Raw genomic sequence first — 18,431 nt, forward strand, 5'->3', positions numbered from 1 at the left:
ATGCCTTAATTATTTAAGAGGTATTTATGCAACAGTTTTTACCAGTTTCTAAAAAGGATATGAAGGAAAGAGGCATTGAGCAGCTTGATTTTGTATATGTCTGCGGTGATGCTTATGTTGATCATCCTTCTTTTGGAGCTGCAATTATTTGTAGAATATTAGAGTTACATGGTTATACCGTAGGAATCATCCCTCAGCCTGACTGGAAAGATGATAATTCAATTAATATTCTTGGTGAGCCAAGATTAGGATTCTTTGTGTCAGCTGGAAACATGGATTCCATGGTTAATCATTACAGTGTCTCTAAGCATCACAGAGAATACGATAATTATTCTCCAGGAGGCAAGGCTGGACTTAGACCGGATTACGCTACGATTGTTTATTGTAACCTGATTAGACATACTTATAAGACAAAGCCTATTATTATCGGAGGAATCGAAGCATCCCTTAGAAGACTTGCTCATTATGATTACTGGTCTAATAAGGTTAGACGTTCAATCCTTCTTGATTCAGGAGCTGATATCATTTCCTATGGAATGGGAGAACGTTCTGTTGTTGAGATAGCAGATTGTCTTGCATCTGGTATGGATGTTAGGGATATTACTTATATTGATGGTACTGTCTATAAGACAAGAGATAAGTCCTTTACTGAGGACGGAATTATGTTGCCATCTTATGAGGATATAAAAGCTGATAAGAAAACTTATGCAAAAAGTTTCTATACTCAATACGTAAATACGGATGCCTTCACAGCTAAGAAATTGGTGGAGACTTATGATGGTGCGATGTATGTTATTCAGAATCCACCTCAGAAGCCTCTTTCACGACAGGAGATGGACGATGTTTATGCTATCGAGTATATGCGTACCTATCATCCAATGTACGAGAAGGATGGTGGAATTCCTGCTATCAAGGAAGTAAAGTTTTCTCTCATCAGTAATAGAGGCTGTTTTGGAGGATGTAACTTCTGTGCACTTACTTTCCATCAGGGTCGTATTATCCAGTCAAGAAGTCAGGAATCTATTATTGAGGAAGCAAAGCTTATCACCGAGGATCCAGAATTTAAAGGATATATCCATGACGTAGGTGGCCCTACAGCAAACTTTAGAAATCCATCCTGCAAAAAGCAGATGGAAAAGGGTGTTTGTACTAATAGACAGTGCTTGTTCCCTACAAAGTGTCCTAACCTTCAGGTTAGCCACAAGGAATATGTGGAGCTTTTAACTAAGCTTAGAAAGCTTCCAAGGGTAAAGAAAGTATTTGTTCGTTCCGGTGTGCGTTTCGATTATGTAATGTACGATAAGGACGATACTTTCTTAAGAGATCTTTGCAAATACCATATCAGTGGTCAGCTTAAGGTAGCGCCAGAGCATATTTCTAACAATGTACTTAGTTACCTTGGAAAGCCTGATATAAGCGTTTATAATGCTTTCTGCGATAAATATGCGAAGATTAACAAAGAACTTGGTTTAAAGCAGTATTTGGTGCCTTATTTAATGAGTTCTCACCCGGGTTCTACGCTAGATGATGCTATTGCCTTGGCAGAGTACTTGCGTGATCATCATTTGTCTCCGGAACAGGTTCAGGATTTTTATCCTACACCTAGTACAATTTCTACTACCATGTACTACACAGAGATAGATCCTAGGGATATGAAGCCTGTTTATGTATGTAAGAATCCGCATGAGAAGGCTATGCAGCGAGCTCTTATCCAGTACAAGAGACATGAAAATTATGACCTTGTTAAAGAGGCTCTTATGAAGGCCGGCAGAGAGGATTTGATTGGTTTTGGTGATGAGTGTCTTATCCCTCCTAGAAAGATAAAGGGTAAGGATTTCTCTAAGAATCATTCTGATAAGAAGCCAGCCAACAAATCAGGAAATGCTCAGAATAAGAAATCTAATGGTAAAAATGTAAGACCAACAGAAAATAAAAATAATAAGAATAAAAAGACTTCAAATGAAAGAACTAAGAATAGACGACGCAAATAGCAATCAGCGTTTTGATAAATATTTAAAGAGAGTTTTATCTGAGGCCAGCACTTCTTTTATCTATAAGATGCTGCGAAAAAAGAATATCACTTTAAATGATAAAAAGGCTGATGGCTCAGAAAAACTTAATACGGGTGATGTGGTTAAAATCTGGTTTTCAGATGAGACCTTTGAAAAGATGAGCGGTGCAACCCAGGCAGATCCTTTGTATGGGGCTATTTCCAAGGCGCCTAATAACATTAATATTGTCCATGAGGACGAGGATATGATTATTATTAATAAGCCATCTGGAATCAAGTCACAGAAGGATTCTGATGGAGAGGTTTCTATCAATGAGATGGCTATTTCTTACATGATAAAAACGGGTCAGCTTTCTGAAGAGAGTTTTAAGCATTTTCATCCTAGTATCTGCAACAGACTTGATAGAAATACTTCTGGCATTGTACTTTTTGCAAAGAATCTTAAGACAGCCCAGAACCTTGGTCTGGCTCTAAAGGAGCGTAGCTGTAAGAAGCTTTATCATGCTATTGTTCTTGGAAATATTACCGAGTCACAGACCATTGATGGATTCCTTTATAAGGATGAGGCCACTAACAAGGTTACGATTCTTGATAAAGAAAAAAAGGATGCAAAGCCAATTAAAACAGTTTACAGTCCTATAAAGCATTTGGATAATGACCTTACACTTTTAGAGATTCACCTGATTACTGGTAGAACTCATCAGATTAGAGCACACCTGGCATCAATTGGTCATCCGATTTTAGGTGATATGAAATACGGAAATGCGAATATAAACAAAAGGCTTAATGTAAAATCTCAGCTTCTTCATGCCTTCTCTATTGAATTTGAGGACGGAAGCTATTTTGAAGCAAAAGAGCCGGAGGAGTTTAATGTCTACTTTTAAATCAAGGGGGCTTCGAGGATCTACCTTCGAGGAGTTTATTAATAAGACCAATGAGGTATATGAAGAGAATGGCTTGGCATTGATTCAGAAAATCCCTACACCTATTACGCCTATCGATATGGATAAAAAGGGTCATATTACACTGGCGTATTTTGACCAGAAATCTACTGTCGATTATGTAGGAGCGATTCAGGGAATTCCCGTTTGTTTTGACGCAAAGGAATGTAACAAAGATACCTTCCCTCTTCAGAACATTCATCAACACCAGATAGATTTCATGGGCAAATGGGAAGCTCAGGATGGGCTTGCCTTTATCCTTATTTTCTTTAGTGAAAGAGATATTTATTATTATCTTACATATGCCCAGTTAAAGACTTTCTGGGACAGAATGACAGAGGGAGGAAGGAAGAGCTTTAGGATAGAAGAGCTTGATGAAAAGTTCTTCTTTCAGACAAAGCCAAACCTTTTGGTTCCGTACCTTGATATGATTAATATTGATTTGAGCAGTCGCAAAGGTTGACTTTGTGGCTGTTTTTTGATATTGTTACTTTATTACATTAGCAGACTAAAGTGAATTCAACCCATGAGGTAACTAATATGAAAAATTTAACCTTACATACACCAGAGGGTGTTCGAGACATTTACAACAGTGAGTATGAGCGTAGACTTGATACTTTATACAATCTTAGAAAATGTTTTAAAAAGTATAACTATGCACCTATTTCCACACCTACCTTTGAATATTTTGATACATTCTCAAGAGAAGTAGGTTCATGTGAGTCTAATGAAATGTTTAAGTTCTTTGATAGAGATGGAAATACACTTGTTTTGAGACCAGATATCACACCATCTATTGCAAGAGCTGCAGCAATGTATTTTTCTGACACAGATGGGGCTGTTAAGCTTTCTTATGAGGGAAATGTATTTATTAACTATCATAGCCTTCAGGGACGTTTAAAGGAAAGTACACAGGCAGGCTGTGAGTTTATTGGAGACAGCTCTGTAGATGCTGATGCAGAAATTCTTACCATTGTTGTCAACGCTTTAAAAGAAAGTGGACTTAAGGAATTTGAAATTGGTGTAGGTCATTTTGATATTGTTCGAGGACTTATTGACGCAGCTAATCTTTCAGAGGACATGGAAGAAAAGCTTGTAGGACTTATTTCAAACAAGAATTTCTTTGGTGCAAAGGAATTACTTGAAAGTGCAGGCGTATCAAAAAGCCTTATTGATTTATTTGATCTTACTGGAAAGATTTTAAATTCGCCTACAGAATGGAAGCCTTATATGGATAAGGCAAAGAAATACAAGAAGGTTTATGATGCATTAGAGTATCTTACAAAGCTCTATGAGTTACTTAATAAAAACAAGGTGATGGATTTTATCTCCTTCGAGCTTGGAATGATTTCTGAGTACAAATATTATACAGGCATTATCTTTACAGGTTATGCCTACGGCGTTGGTGAACCACTTGTAAAGGGTGGCCGCTATGACTCCCTACTTAGCCTATTCGGCAAGGATTCACCTGCCATTGGCTTTGCTATTACCGTTGACCAGCTGATGTTAGCATTGGAGAGACAATAATATGAGTGACAGATATTTAACTTTTGCCCTTGGAAAGGGACGACTTGCAAAACAAACACTTGCTTTATTTGAAAGTATTGGAATTACCTGCGAGGAGATGAAAGATCCTGATACAAGAAAGCTTATCTTCACAAATGAGGACTTAAAGCTTAAATTCTTCCTTGCAAAAGGTCCTGATGTTCCTACATATGTGGAGTATGGCGCAGCTGATATCGGTGTGGTTGGAGAGGATACCATCCTTGAAGAGAACCGCAATATTTATGAGGTATTAGACCTTGGTTTTGGAAAGTGCAGAATGTGTGTCTGTGGACCAGCTGAAGCTGCTGAGTTATTGAAGCACCATGAGCTTATCCGTGTTGCCAGCAAATATCCTCGTATTGCAAAGGATCATTTCTATAACACAAAAAATCAGACAGTTGAGATTATTAAGTTGAATGGTTCTATCGAACTGGCACCTATTGTTGGACTTTCTGAGGTTATCGTAGACATTGTAGAGACGGGTTCTACTCTTAGAGAAAATGGACTTGTGGTTCTTGAAGAGGTATGTCCACTTTCAGCCAGAATGGTAGTAAATCAGGTGTCTATGAAGATGGAATATGAAAGAATTACAGAGCTTATTGAAAAGCTGAAGGGAGCACTTGAAAATGAGAAAGCTTAGGCTTACAGCAAACACCATAGATAATATTTTGGAGACACTTCTTAAACGTAGCCCAAACCAGTACACAGAGTACGAGGCTACCGTTAATGAGATTGTAAATAACGTTAGAGTAAATGGTGATGAGGCAATATTCGCATATACGAAGAAGTTTGATGGTGCGGATATAAATGAAAATAATATTGTTGTTACAAAAGAGGAGATTGAAGAAGCTTATAATCTTGTTCCACAAGAGCTTATAGAGGTTATTCGTAAAGCTCTTGTAAACATTGAAAAGTACCATGCAAAGCAAAAGCAAAATAGCTGGTTTTCTTCTGAAGAGGGAATAATTCTTGGTCAGAAGATAACACCTCTTGCTAAGGTTGGTGTGTATGTTCCAGGAGGAAAAGCAGTATATCCTTCATCTGTATTGATGAACGTAATGCCTGCCAAAGTTGCAGGTGTTGGAACTATTTATATGACAACCCCATGCGACAAAAATGGAAAAGTTAATCCTAGCACTCTTGTGGCAGCCAACGAAGCGGGGGTAGATGTAATTTATAAATGTGGTGGCGCACAGGCAATAGCAGCATTGGCTTTTGGTACAAAGTCGATTGCAAAGGTTGATAAGATTGTTGGTCCTGGAAATATTTTTGTAGCCCTTGCAAAAAAGGCTGTATTTGGTTATGTATCTATCGATTCTATTGCCGGCCCTTCAGAAATTTTAGTACTTGCAGATGAGACTGCTAATCCTACATATGTAGCTGCCGATTTATTATCGCAGGCAGAGCATGATGAGCTTGCGTCTGCCATTCTTGTTACAACATCGGAAAAGCTGGCTGATGAAGTTGAAAAGGAAATTGAGAGATTTGTAAATATACTTTCGAGAAAAGACATTATTCAAAAGTCACTTGATAACTTTGGATATTTACTCGTCGCGAACAATATGAAGGATGCCATTGACTGTGTAAACGCTATCGCATCAGAGCACTTAGAAATTGTGACAGCTAATCCTTTTGAGACTATGACTTACGTGAAAAATGCTGGTGCTATTTTCCTTGGACAGTATTCTTCAGAGCCGCTTGGAGACTATTTTGCAGGACCAAATCATGTACTTCCTACTAACGGTACAGCAAGATTTTTCTCGCCACTTTCAGTGGATGATTTTATTAAGAAATCAAGTATTATTTCATACTCAAAAGAGGCTCTTGAGGCGGTATATCCTGATATCGTAAAGTTCGCTAACAACGAGCAGCTTACAGCACACGCAAACTCAATCAAGGTTCGTTTTGAAGATATCTAGAATCATATAAAAGGGAAATTTATATAAAATTAAAAGCTCATTTTGTGTAGTTTACCATCCTTTAATTAAATTCGTATTTTCGGTATAATTAAAGGTGTGGGAATTATAAATAATTAGGTGAAATTATGTCAGAGGAACGCAGGGCAAAGGTTGCCAGAAAAACTAAAGAAACAGATATTACCATCGATTTTTCAATTGATGGTTCAGGTGAGTGTCAGGTAAGCTCAGGCATTGGCTTTTTTGATCACATGCTTGACGCTTTTACAAGACATGGTCTCTTTGATTTATCTGCATCAATAAAGGGGGATTTACAGGTTGATTGCCATCATACTATTGAGGACTCAGGAATAGTGCTTGGCAATGCAATCAAAAAAGCCTGCGGGGGTAAACTTGGGATTAAGCGTTATGGCAGCTGCATCCTTCCTATGGACGAGACTTTAGTGCTTGTTGCTGTGGATTTATGTAACAGACCATATTTATCTTTTGAAGCTGAATTCCCTACAGAAAAAATTGGTTACATGGATACCGAGATGGTAAAAGAATTTTTCTATGCTATTTCTTATTCAGCAGGAATGAATTTACATATTAAGGTTCTTACACCGGGAAATTCACATCATATGTGTGAGGCGATGTTTAAGGCATTTGCCAAAGCATTGGACGAGGCTACAACTATTGACCCAAGACTTAATAATTCCACAATGACAACAAAGGGTTCAATTTAATTTAAAGGAGCAGGACTTGACATGGAACACAAAAACATAGTTGCCACTATTTATATCAAGGATGGTATGGCGGTAAAGAGCCCTACTGATCTTGAAGTAAAAAAGGATGTACTTGAGCTGGCATCAGTATATGATGACAGCGGTATAGATAAAATTATTTGTTATGATTTATCTACTGATGACGAGGAACATGAGAAAAACATCCTAGCTATCAGAGAGATTAACCGTAATGTACAGGTTAAGACAGCTGGCGGAGGAAACATTAAGCGTCTCGAGGATGTTAAGAAGCTTCTCTATGCTGGATGTGTAGAGGTTATTCTTAACGGATCAAAGCCTGAGACCATTGACCTGATTAAGGAAGCCAGTGCCAGATTTGGTGCCCAGAAAATGCTGGTAAGTCTTTCTACAGTTGATTTCCTGTTTAAGACAAAGGATTTTCTTCCAAGCAATATTCATGAGTTACTTATCATGAACACTTCTCTTCTAGAAGGCTTGGAGAACATTACTGAGATTCCATATATTGCTCAGGTAGATGAGTATGATCTTGATAAAGTACTTAAGGTGCTAAAATCAGACCAGATCCGTGGTATTTCTGGACAGTTTATTAATGATACTAATTTCAATATCATGCAGATGAAGAGCGAGCTTTCTGATTCTGGTATTAAGATGGATAACTTTGAGCCTAAGCTTGCTTGGTCAGATTTAAAGCCAGATGCAAATGGACTTGTGCCTACAGTTATTCAGGATTTCCAGACAGGCGAGGTTCTTATGCTTGCGTACATGAACGAGGAATCCTTCAATACTACAATTCGCACAGGCAAGATGACATATTACTCTCGTTCAAGACAGTCTCTTTGGGTTAAGGGTGAGACAAGCGGACATTTCCAGTTTGTCAAGTCATTGACTGCGGACTGTGATTTTGATACTATTTTGGCGAAAGTTTCTCAGGTTGGAGTGGCATGTCACACTGGTGCACCTAGCTGCTTCTTCAATGAGATAGTAAAAAAGGAGTATATTGAGCGTAATCCACTTAAGGTATTCGAGGATGTTTATGCAGTTATTGCTGACCGTCAGAAGAATCCTAAGGAAGGTTCATACACGAATTATCTTTTTGATAAGGGATTGGATAAGATTCTTAAAAAAGTGGGTGAAGAGGCTACAGAGATTGTTATTGCAGCCAAGAATCCTGATTCTGAAGAGACCAAATATGAGATTTCAGACTTCCTGTATCATATGATGGTTCTTATGGTTGCCAAAGGAGTTACCTGGGAAGATATTACATCTGAGCTTGCTCAAAGATAAAATTATTATATGAAAAAACTTGCATTACCTGACGATATTTTGATGCAGATTGACAAGCCTGCACGTTATATCGGCAACGAATTTAATAGTGTGAAAAAGAATCCTGCTGACGTAGACATCAGATTTGCTATGTGCTTCCCTGATGTCTACGAAGTAGGTATGTCTCACCTGGGTATAGCTATCCTTTATGATATGCTTAACAAGCGTGAGGATACATATTGTGAAAGGGTATATTCGCCATGGCCAGATTTACATAATCTGATGAAGGAGCGTAATATACCTCTTTTTGCGTTAGAATCACAGGATGCTATCAAGGATTTTGATTTCATTGGTATGACACTTCAGTATGAGATGTGCTACACCAATATCCTTCAGATTCTTGATTTGGCTGGTGTGGCTTTAGAGTCTAAGGATCGTGAAAACGATGATCCTATCGTTATTGTGGGTGGTCCTTGTGCCACTAATCCAGAGCCTATCGCTGATTTTGTTGATTTAGTTTACGTGGGAGAGGGTGAGACCAGCTATCCACTTCTTCTCGACTTATATAAAGAACACAAGGCAAAGGGCTTTGACCGTCAGTCTTTCCTTAGAGCAGCAGCAAAGATTCCAGGAATTTATGTACCAGCTTTTTACGAGGTTACTTATAAGGAATCTGATGGAACAATTGAAAGCTTTAAGCCTATTTATGATGATGTTCCAGCTGTAATTGACCGTCAGGTTGTAAAAGATATGGATTCTTCAAGCTATCCTACAAAGATGCTTATTCCATTCGTTCGTGCTATTCAGGACAGAGTTGTCCTCGAGATTCAGCGTGGCTGTATCAGAGGCTGTCGTTTCTGTCAGGCTGGTATGATTTACCGTCCAAACAGAGAAAAGTCTGTAGACGTTCTTAAGGAGCAGGCAAGAGAGCTTCTTGCATCTACAGGTCACGAGGAGATTTCCCTTAGCTCACTTTCATCAAGTGATTATCATGCTCTTGGTGAGCTTATGGATTTCCTTATTGATGATTGCTTATCAGAGGGAGTTAATGTTTCATTACCGTCTTTACGAATCGATGCATTTTCTCTTGATGTTATGTCAAAGGTTCAGGATGTTAGAAAATCAAGTATCACATTTGCTCCTGAGGCAGGCTCTCAGAGAATGCGTAATGTAATTAACAAAGGTCTTACTGTAGAAGATATCATCGGTGGTGCCACACTTGCATTTAAGGGTGGCTGGAACAAGGTTAAGTTCTACTTTATGCTTGGTCTTCCTACAGAGACAGACGAGGATATGAAGGCTATTCCACAGCTTGCTAATGAGGTGGCTGCGGCTTATTACGATACTGTTCCAAAGGAACAGCGTCAGGGGCGTTGCCAGATTACTATTTCTACATCATTCTTCGTACCTAAGCCATTTACTCCATTCCAGTGGGCTCCAATGTACGAGGCTGGAGAGTACTTGCGTCGTGCCAAGGTTGTTAATGACGAGATGAAGGCCCAGCTTAATCAGAAGTCGCTTAAGTATAACTGGCATCATTCTGATGTTACTGTTCTTGAGGGTGTGTTTGCCCGCGGAGACAGACGTCTTTGCCCAGCTATTTTAGATGCTTATAAGAGCGGATGTTTCTTTGATGCCTGGGGTGAATACTTTGATTTCGATAAGTGGCTTGCTGCTTTTGAAAAGAATAATATTTCAATAGATTATTATGCATACCGTCAGCGTGATTTAGATGAAATTCTACCATGGGATTTCATTAATTGTCACGTTACTAAGGATTTCCTTAAGAGAGAGTGGAACAACGCTATGAACGCTAAGGTTACTCCTAATTGTAAAATGAGCTGCAACGGTTGTGGTGCAGGAATTATTGGATCGGGGGTATGTCATAATGCGCGTTAGAGTTAAATTTGCCAAGACAGGCATAATGAGATATGTAGGTCATTTGGACCTTATGAGATTTTTCCAGAAGGCGGTTAAAAGATCAGAGCTTCCAATCAGATATTCAGAAGGCTTTAATCCACATCAGATCATGTCATTTGCAGCACCACTTGGTGTAGGTCTTACCTCTGAAGGTGAGTACATGGATATTGATTTAAAGGAAAAGGTTAATGCTGCATCAGCCCTTAAGGCTTTAAATGATAATATGGTTGAAGGCCTTGAGATTATTGGTTTCAAATATCTTCCAGATTCCGCTGAAAAATGTATGTCTGCAGTTACTGCTGCAAGCTACGTTGTAACTTATAAAGATTCAAAGGATGACGCCTGCTACATCGATAATATTATCGATTTAAAGGAAAGATTCTTTGATGAAGCTTCTAGCATTAATATTGTTAAGAAGACTAAAAAGGGTGAAAGAGAGCTTGATTTAAAGCCTCTTATCTACCGTTTCAATTTAATTATTAAAGAAGGTAAACCAGAATATGACCTCCTTCTTTCAAGCGGTAGCACAGATAATATTAAGCCAGAATTAGTTGTTAAGGCTTTCCATGAATTCATCGGATTGCCAGAATTTGATGAGCTTTCACTTGATATAAGAAGAATGGATATGTTTACTGGTGAGCCAGATTCCTTAATTTCTTTAGGAGATATTGGTGATGAGCATTAAAAAATGCGTAATTACAAAAGGAATATATTTAGATAAGGAGCTTCGGCTCCTTGTTTCTTTTGATGAAAAAGATAAACCTTTAGATATATTTAATCTTGACGTCACCAAAGTCGGTGTCGTATGTGAGGCTACAGTTGAAAAGGTTTTAAATGATATTGATGCTTGTATATTGAAACTTTCTACAGGGGATAAAGGGTTTATTGAGAAACGTAAGTTAAAGCCGGATTTCTTTATTGAAAGACATTCAGATAAAAAGCTTGTATGTCAAAGTGATAGGTTCTTGGTTCAAATTAGTCAGGATAAAAAAGGAACAAAGCCCTATTCCTGCAATTTCATAAAGGATAATTCTACATCAGGTTATAGAGATTTTATAGATTTCTTTATTGAAAAATTTGCGGATAAGGATTGCGAGATAGTATCCGATTTAGACGAAATCATTTCTAAAAATCTAAACATAAGAGCCTACACAGATGAATCATTTTCTTTATGGCAATTGTTTGATTTAACAAAGCTACTTGATAATGTAACGTTAAAAGTTGCATATATAAAAAATGGTGGAAATATTGTTATTGAATCTACTGAGGCCATGACCGTTATTGATGTTAATTCCGGAAAGAATGGTGGCAAAGGTTCACCTATGGAAACAAATCGACAGGCATTAGAAGAAATTGCGGCGCAACTTAGATTACGCTCAATCTCTGGAATAATTATTATTGATTTATTAAAAGTATCAAACAAGGAAGAAGATAAGCTTATAGAAATTGCGAAGGATGCTTTTAAAGATGATTATTCTAATGTGACTATTCATGGTTTTACTAATCTAGGTCTAATGGAAATAACACGATCAAGATTGTTTTCACCTATAATTCTATAATGCTTTAATATTGAGACAGAAAGAGAAAAATTATTTATGAAAAATAAGAAATTGCGAAGAACTTTAATACTATTCTTCATTTTTTTAATTGGATGTAGTGGTCCGAAGGTATACAACAGTGTCAATAGTTATGAGGATTCAAATTTGGATGCAGTAAAATTCGTCAGAACTGTAGATGGAGATACGATTATTGTAGAGGATGCTTTAGGGGAACAGAAGCGTGTTCGAATGATTGGTATTGATACTCCGGAATCTGTCGCAGCCGAGGAAGAACGTAACAATGAGTATGGTGTAATGGCAAGCGATTATACTAAGGAGCTACTTTCTAAAACTGATATGTTATATTTGGAATATGATGTGGATGATGATGACCAGTATGATAGAACATTGGCTTATGTATGGTTAGAAGACGTGTCTAACACCTTTGATGAGCAGAACATAGAAAATTCAATGGTTAATGCTATAATCGTGGAGAATGGGTATGGAGTAGCAAAAAGATATGAGCCTACTGTGGCACATGATGATTGTTTACAGGCTCTTATGAGAACTGCCAGAGATAATAATACAGGTTTATGGCAGTATGAAGGCTTCAGAAATTTGTGGGATTAATCACTTATCTGCGGGGGTGCAGCTATGGATATTAATGAAATCATTCAGGTTGTAGAAAAAAAGGCAGAGGAAATTGCTGAGGAGGAAATCGTTAAGTATAACAAGGATTTTCCTGAAATTACGCTTACAGAGGATGCTAAGGATTCGGTGAGAACCCGTTCTACATCTCAGCTTACATTACAGCTTAGTAAATTTCGCTTTCACAAGGATGCTGATTTGGATGAGCAGTTTAATAACTGGTTTGCACAGAATGAAGAGGAGGATCTTAGACGCACCTGCAGACACTGTCTTGAGGATGAGGTGAAAAAGATTCGAGAAGCAAATGGTAAGAATTTGACTTCATTGGATGCTTACCTTAAGAAGCATCTTGGTGACGTTCATCAGATAGATTAGAGGATATATAAATTTTCTAAGTTTTATGAACAATTTAGATTGACGTAGTAAAAATCCTGTGTTAATATACTTGAGTATGCCGCTCAGTGTGGTTTTTAAAGTGTGTTTCATTCCGAAGCACCACCGAAACTGGCGAGTAATGATAAAAAGGAGGAACAAACCATGTACGCAATTATTGCAACAGGTGGTAAGCAGTACAAAGTCTCTGAAGGCGATATCATTACCATTGAAAAGCTCGGCGTTGAGGCTGGTGAGAAGGTTACTTTTGATCAGGTTCTTGCTGTTAGCGACAAGGAACTCAAGGTTGGTGCACCTACAGTAGCAGGCGCAACAGTTGAGGCTTCTGTTGTTAAGGAAGGCAGAGGTAAGAAGGTAATCGTTTACAAGTACAAGAGAAAAACAGGTTACCATAAGAAGAATGGCCACAGACAGTCATTTACACAGGTTAAGATCGAAAAGATTAACGGCTAATTATGATTAGCGTAGTAATTTCCAGACATAATAATGAAATAGTTAATGTTTCACTTGAAGGTCACGCAGGATATGCTGATCACGGTCAGGATATTGTTTGTGCAGCTGTATCAGTTCTTGTTATTAATACATTTAATAGTATTGAACAGTTTACTGATGATGCTTTTTCTAGTGAAGCTGCCGAGGATGGTGGTTATATGGCCATGGCATTCTCGGATGGTATTTCGGATAAATCAAAGCTATTGCTTGATTCTATGATATTAGGTTTGGACGAAATTCAAAAACAATACGGTGATGAATATATTTCATTACAATACAAGGAGGTGTAAGACATGTTACAGATGAACCTTCAGTTCTTCGCTCATAAAAAGGGTGTAGGCTCTACAAAGAACGGTAGAGATTCAGAGTCTAAGAGATTAGGCGCTAAAAGAGCAGACGGTCAGTTCGTTAAGGCTGGCAATATTCTTTACAGACAGCGTGGTACAAAGATTCTTCCAGGCAACAATGTAGGTCTCGGTGGAGACGATACACTTTTTGCTTTAGTTGATGGAGTACTTCGTTTCGAAAGAAAAGGTAGAGACAAGAAGCAGGCTTCTGTCTATCCAGTAGAACAGTAATCATTTGACCCGACTCACATTACGTAAGTCGGGTCAATTTTAAATTTGAGGAGAAATCTATGTTTGCTGATAGAGCAAAAATTATTATAAAGTCAGGTAAAGGTGGCGACGGTCACGTTAGCTTCCGCCGTGAAAAATATGTACCAAATGGTGGTCCAAATGGTGGTGACGGTGGCAAAGGTGGCGACGTTATTTTTGAAGTTGATCCAGGTCTCAATACTTTAGTAGATTACCGTCATAGACGTAAATTTGCTGCTGAAAATGGTCAAGAAGGAGGAAAGGATAATTGTCATGGTAAGAATGGCGAGGATCTTATCCTTAAAGTTCCTGAGGGCACAGTTATAAAGGATGCTGAAAGTGGAAGAGTTATTGCAGATATGTCTGGTGATAACAAGCGTCAGATTGTCCTTCCAGGTGGTAAGGGTGGCCTTGGCAATCAGCATTTTGCTACATCTACTATGCAGGCTCCAAAGTACGCTAAGCCAGGTGTTGATGCCATCGAGCTTGAAGTAATTCTTGAGCTTAAGGTTATTGCTGATGTAGGTCTTGTTGGATATCCAAATGTTGGAAAATCTACATTCCTTTCACGTGTAACTAACGCTCAGCCTAAAATTGGAAATTATCATTTTACAACACTTTCTCCAAATCTTGGTGTTGTTGATGTTGATGATATAAACGGATTTGTTATTGCTGATATTCCAGGACTTATCGAGGGCGCTTCAGAGGGAATCGGACTTGGACATGAATTCCTTCGCCATATTGAACGTACAAAGGTTATTATACATATGGTTGATGGCGCTTCTGTTGAAGGTCGTGATCCAGTTGAGGATATTAAGACTATCTCAGCAGAGCTTGAAGCCTATGATTCAGAGCTTCTTAAGAAACCACAGGTTATTGCAGCTAACAAGATGGATGTTATCGGTGAAGAATCTAACGAGGTTATAGAAGCCTTAAGAGCTGAATTTGAGCCTAAAGGTATAAAGGTTTATCCTATTTCTGCAGTTAGTGGTAAAGGTCTTAAAGAGCTTCTTTACGAGGTTGTAAGACTTCTTGATACCTGCGATGACGAGCTTATCGTTTATGAACAGGAATTTGATCCAACTATCCGTGCATTTAGCGAGGAGCCATACACTGTTGAGATTAACGATGAGGGCGACTATGTTGTTGAAGGTCCTCGTATCGAAAAAATGCTTGGTTACACTAATCTTGAATCTGAGAAGGGCTTCTTGTTCTTCCAGAATTTCCTTAAAGAGCAGGGCATCTTAAAGGAACTTGAGGAAAAGGGTATCCAGGAAGGTGATACAGTTAGAATGTATGGCCTTGTGTTTGATTATTACAAGTAATTAGGAGATTAAAATGACTAATAAACAGAGAGCATATTTATCATCTCTTGCAGCTGATATGAATCCAATCTTACAGATTGGCAAGGCTTCACTTACTCCAGAGTATACAAATGCTGTTGATGAGGCGCTCGAGGCAAGAGAGCTTATTAAAATTAATGTTTTAAAGAATTGCTTTGATGATCCAAAGGAGATTGCACAGGTTCTTTCTGAGCGTACTCATTCAGAGGTTGTCAGAGTAATCGGTAGAAAGATCATTCTTTATAGAGCAGCGAAGAAGCCTACAATTAAGCTTCCTCAGTAAGGAGACATCATGAGAATTGGTATTTATGGCGGGACATTCAATCCAATTCACAACACACATATCGAAATAGCTAAGGCTGCACTTGAACAGTATAACCTTGACAAAGTATATCTTTTGGTTGCAGGCACTCCACCACATAAGAATACTGCAGAATCTGTTGCAGATATTTGCAGACTGGAAATGGTGGAGCTTGCTATAAGAGATGAAAAAGATTTATTTATCGACGACAGGGAGATTTACCGCGCGGGTAAAAGCTATTCCTACATTACTATGACAGAATTAAAGAATGAACATCCTAAGGATGATATATTCTTTATTATGGGTAGCGATAGTCTGTTAAACTTTAAGGACTGGGTTAATCCTGAAATAATTTCCCAAACTGCGACTATTTTGGTTGCACCAAGACTGGGAGATGATTTTGATTTACTGAGCAAAGTAATAGACGAATATAGGAAAGTATTTGAGGGAGAGTTCGGTCTCATTGATTATGAAGCTAATGAGATTTCATCTTCAAAAATTAGGGCAGATTTTTATGATGATGTAAAGGTTAGGGATTGCCTAAGAACTGAGGTTATTCTGTACATTATTAATCATAATCTTTATAGCAAGTATACTTACTCTTATGATGACATTTTGAAATTATCAGAGGAGATGAAAAAAGCCCTTAAACCAGGTAGATATATACATACATTAGGTGTTGCTACCACAGCCTATGCTCTGGCTCTTAAATGGAATTATCCGGCATATACAGCAATGGTTGCTGGAATGCTTCATGATTCTGCTAAATGTATTTCTGATGAAGAGCGTTTAAATATTTGCGAAAGCAATAATATTCCAATCAGCGATATTGAACGAAAATATCCGCATTTACTTCATGGCAAGGTTGGAGCACATTTTTGTTCGACAAAGTATAATGTTTTTGATCCTCAGATTGCACATGCAATTACAGTTCATACAACAGGATGTCCTAACATGAACTTGTTGGATGAGATTATCTTTGTAGCTGATTACATTGAACCAGGAAGAGATAAGCAGCCTAGACTAGATATTCTTAGGTCCGTGGCTTATACGGATTTAGATGAATGTGTTTACATGATATTAGAAGATTCTGTAGCATATTTGAATAATAATTCTGATATGGTAGATCCTACCACTGTAGATACATATAATTACTACAAACAGTACATGAAAGAAAAGAGGTAAACTATGGACGCAAGAGAAATGGCCAAGATTGTTTGCAAAGCACTTGATGATAAAAAAGCAATTGACGTTAAGGCTATTGATATTTCAAATATCAGTATTATGGCTGATTATTTCATTGTTGCATCAGCTTCTAACCAGAGTCAGCTTAATGCAATGCAGGATGAAGTAGATAGACTACTCTATGAGCAGGGGATTCACGCAAAGTCAATTGAAGGTAACAGACAGAGTACCTGGGTACTTATGGACTACGAGGATGTTATTGTTCATCTTTTCTCTGAGGAAGATAGATTATTCTATGATTTAGAGAGAATTTGGAAAGATGGAATCTTAATTGATGCAAAAGATTTATAAAAATTTAGGACGACCAAAAGGGTCGTCCTTTTTTGTATCAATTTAGAAGAAGCGGAATACTCCGAATACCTTACCAAGAATTAAACAATTATCTACAATGATTGGGTCCATATTATCGTTTTCTGGCTGAAGACGAATGTGACCATCTTCTTTATAGAAAGTCTTTACTGTGGCACTGTCATCAACAAGCGCTACAACCATATCTCCATTCTTAGCGGTATCCTGCTGTTTTACTAAAATGGTATCGCCATCCAAGATACCAGCATTAATCATAGATTCTCCCTGAACTTTTAACATGAATGACTGCTGATTAGGCATGTGTTCTGCAGGAATAGGGAAGTATTCAGAAATATTCTGAATAGCTAAAAGTGGCTGACCAGCAGCAACCTTTCCTACCACAGGAACATTAACCACCTCACGGCGTACCATATTAAAACTATCATCTACGATTTCGATAGCACGTGGCTTTGAAGGATCACGCTTGATATAGCCGTTCTTCTCAAGTGTCTCAAGATGAGAGTGGACAGAAGATGTAGACTTGAGATTACATGCATCACAAAGCTCACGAACTGTAGGTGGATAGCCTCTATTTAAAATTTCAGCTTTTATAACTTCGAGAATTTCACGCTGCTTAGCAGATATTTTTCCATATGCCATATGAAAATCTCCTTTCACTTTTAATCTATATTTAGAGTATCATACGGAACATAGTTTTGCAAACACATTTTCCGAAATTTTGTTCGAAAAATGTGTTGACAAACGAATGTTTGTGCCTTATAGTTTAACTCAGAACAGATGTTTTCGAACATATTTTTCTTTTTGATGGAGGAGAGGTCATGAGAAAGAATACAAAAGCTGAGAGAATAGTTAGAAACAGAAAGATTATGTTAGCTGTAGCTACTGTTATTGTTTCGTTTTTCATAGGGTTCATGCTTCATAGCAGCAAGGCAGCAGCAGAGAACAGCCGCCCAGTTTATACATATTACACCAGCTATGAGATTCAGTCAGGTGACACATTATGGACTGTTGCAGATCAGTTTATGACTCCTGAGTTTTCTGATAAGGAAGCTTTTATTGATAACATCAAAAAGCTTAATCATATTGATGGGGATAAGATTACTGCAGGCAAATATATTGTGATTGAATACACTTCTTATAATGAATTATAGAAATATTTAATTTCTGTGCGATTAATAGTTTCATAATATTACATAAATTGATATAATAACCTAGCTAGTAATTTAA

General features: G+C 37.8%; 22 protein-coding genes. 21 read left to right on the forward strand and 1 reads right to left on the reverse strand.

Annotation, left to right across the window (positions count from 1 at the left end; genetic code table 11):
• Positions 1-26: 26 nt before the first annotated feature.
• From BMZ41_RS00775 to rsfS, 20 genes are all read left to right on the forward strand, one after another.
• Complete coding sequence (locus BMZ41_RS00775) at positions 27-1,991, forward strand: YgiQ family radical SAM protein (protein ID WP_090526386.1); 1,965 nt, start codon at positions 27-29, stop codon at positions 1,989-1,991.
• On the forward strand, positions 1,960-2,895 hold the full coding sequence (locus BMZ41_RS00780) for an RluA family pseudouridine synthase (RefSeq protein WP_090526387.1): 936 nt from the start codon (positions 1,960-1,962) through the stop codon (positions 2,893-2,895). Before BMZ41_RS00775 ends, BMZ41_RS00780 begins: the two co-directional genes overlap by 32 nt.
• On the forward strand, positions 2,882-3,415 hold the full coding sequence (locus BMZ41_RS00785; RefSeq protein ID WP_090526389.1) for a Holliday junction resolvase RecU: 534 nt from the start codon (positions 2,882-2,884) through the stop codon (positions 3,413-3,415). The genes BMZ41_RS00780 and BMZ41_RS00785 overlap by 14 nt, the downstream gene beginning before the upstream one ends.
• A 77-nt stretch (positions 3,416-3,492) precedes the next feature.
• Entirely contained in the window at positions 3,493-4,479 is a 987-nt protein-coding gene (gene hisZ, locus BMZ41_RS00790) for an ATP phosphoribosyltransferase regulatory subunit (protein WP_090526391.1), read from the forward strand.
• Position 4,480: 1 nt separating this feature from the next.
• Positions 4,481-5,137 carry an ATP phosphoribosyltransferase gene (gene hisG / locus BMZ41_RS00795; RefSeq protein WP_090166521.1) on the forward strand — a complete coding sequence of 219 codons (657 nt, stop codon included), beginning with the start codon at positions 4,481-4,483 and terminating at the stop codon, positions 5,135-5,137.
• On the forward strand, positions 5,124-6,416 hold the full coding sequence (hisD, locus tag BMZ41_RS00800; RefSeq protein ID WP_090526393.1) for a histidinol dehydrogenase: 1,293 nt from the start codon (positions 5,124-5,126) through the stop codon (positions 6,414-6,416). Before hisG ends, hisD begins: the two co-directional genes overlap by 14 nt.
• A gap of 125 nt (positions 6,417-6,541) precedes the next feature.
• Positions 6,542-7,138 (forward strand): imidazoleglycerol-phosphate dehydratase HisB, encoded by a 597-nt coding sequence (gene hisB, locus BMZ41_RS00805; RefSeq protein ID WP_090526394.1) that lies wholly within the window; start codon positions 6,542-6,544, stop codon positions 7,136-7,138.
• A gap of 21 nt (positions 7,139-7,159) precedes the next feature.
• Positions 7,160-8,440, forward strand: a complete 1,281-nt coding sequence (gene hisIE / locus BMZ41_RS00810; protein ID WP_090526396.1) for a bifunctional phosphoribosyl-AMP cyclohydrolase/phosphoribosyl-ATP diphosphatase HisIE — start codon at positions 7,160-7,162, stop codon at positions 8,438-8,440.
• 9 nt (positions 8,441-8,449) lie between these two features.
• Entirely contained in the window at positions 8,450-10,318 is a 1,869-nt protein-coding gene (locus BMZ41_RS00815) for a TIGR03960 family B12-binding radical SAM protein (RefSeq protein WP_072918575.1), read from the forward strand.
• On the forward strand, positions 10,308-11,024 hold the full coding sequence (locus BMZ41_RS00820; protein ID WP_090526398.1) for a TIGR03936 family radical SAM-associated protein: 717 nt from the start codon (positions 10,308-10,310) through the stop codon (positions 11,022-11,024). The genes BMZ41_RS00815 and BMZ41_RS00820 overlap by 11 nt, the downstream gene beginning before the upstream one ends.
• Positions 11,014-11,898: a ribonuclease E/G gene (locus BMZ41_RS00825; protein ID WP_090166510.1), complete on the forward strand. Its 885-nt coding sequence runs from the start codon at positions 11,014-11,016 to the stop codon at positions 11,896-11,898. Before BMZ41_RS00820 ends, BMZ41_RS00825 begins: the two co-directional genes overlap by 11 nt.
• Positions 11,899-12,042: 144 nt before the next feature.
• On the forward strand, positions 12,043-12,507 hold the full coding sequence (locus tag BMZ41_RS00830; protein ID WP_177184126.1) for a thermonuclease family protein: 465 nt from the start codon (positions 12,043-12,045) through the stop codon (positions 12,505-12,507).
• Between the two features lie 24 nt (positions 12,508-12,531).
• Positions 12,532-12,900 (forward strand): hypothetical protein, encoded by a 369-nt coding sequence (locus tag BMZ41_RS00835; RefSeq protein ID WP_090166505.1) that lies wholly within the window; start codon positions 12,532-12,534, stop codon positions 12,898-12,900.
• Positions 12,901-13,062: 162 nt separating this feature from the next.
• Complete coding sequence (rplU, locus tag BMZ41_RS00840) at positions 13,063-13,371, forward strand: 50S ribosomal protein L21 (protein WP_072918564.1); 309 nt, start codon at positions 13,063-13,065, stop codon at positions 13,369-13,371.
• Between the two features lie 2 nt (positions 13,372-13,373).
• Positions 13,374-13,700 carry a ribosomal-processing cysteine protease Prp gene (locus BMZ41_RS00845; protein WP_090526403.1) on the forward strand — a complete coding sequence of 109 codons (327 nt, stop codon included), beginning with the start codon at positions 13,374-13,376 and terminating at the stop codon, positions 13,698-13,700.
• 3 nt (positions 13,701-13,703) lie between these two features.
• On the forward strand, positions 13,704-13,988 hold the full coding sequence (gene rpmA, locus BMZ41_RS00850; RefSeq protein WP_015549701.1) for a 50S ribosomal protein L27: 285 nt from the start codon (positions 13,704-13,706) through the stop codon (positions 13,986-13,988).
• Between the two features lie 59 nt (positions 13,989-14,047).
• Positions 14,048-15,331: a GTPase ObgE gene (gene obgE / locus BMZ41_RS00855; RefSeq protein WP_090166501.1), complete on the forward strand. Its 1,284-nt coding sequence runs from the start codon at positions 14,048-14,050 to the stop codon at positions 15,329-15,331.
• 13 nt (positions 15,332-15,344) lie between these two features.
• Positions 15,345-15,632, forward strand: a complete 288-nt coding sequence (locus tag BMZ41_RS00860) for a YhbY family RNA-binding protein (RefSeq protein WP_090526405.1) — start codon at positions 15,345-15,347, stop codon at positions 15,630-15,632.
• Positions 15,633-15,641: 9 nt separating this feature from the next.
• Entirely contained in the window at positions 15,642-16,835 is a 1,194-nt protein-coding gene (nadD, locus tag BMZ41_RS00865) for a nicotinate (nicotinamide) nucleotide adenylyltransferase (RefSeq protein ID WP_090526407.1), read from the forward strand.
• Between the two features lie 3 nt (positions 16,836-16,838).
• The gene (gene rsfS / locus BMZ41_RS00870; RefSeq protein WP_028247078.1) at positions 16,839-17,186 is read left to right on the forward strand and encodes a ribosome silencing factor; all 348 of its coding nucleotides are present in this window, start codon (positions 16,839-16,841) and stop codon (positions 17,184-17,186) included.
• 42 nt (positions 17,187-17,228) lie between these two features.
• On the opposite strand, the gene lexA is transcribed toward rsfS, so the two are convergent.
• A complete protein-coding gene (gene lexA, locus BMZ41_RS00875) occupies positions 17,229-17,843 on the reverse strand; it encodes a transcriptional repressor LexA (protein WP_090166497.1) in 615 nt (204 codons plus the stop codon).
• A gap of 179 nt (positions 17,844-18,022) precedes the next feature.
• On the opposite strand from lexA, the gene BMZ41_RS00880 reads away from it, so the two are divergent.
• Positions 18,023-18,355 (forward strand): LysM peptidoglycan-binding domain-containing protein, encoded by a 333-nt coding sequence (locus BMZ41_RS00880; RefSeq protein ID WP_090526409.1) that lies wholly within the window; start codon positions 18,023-18,025, stop codon positions 18,353-18,355.
• The last annotated feature ends 76 nt before the right edge of the window (positions 18,356-18,431 follow it).

This window comes from Pseudobutyrivibrio sp. UC1225 (genome assembly GCF_900115215.1).
GTDB lineage: Bacteria > Bacillota > Clostridia > Lachnospirales > Lachnospiraceae > Pseudobutyrivibrio.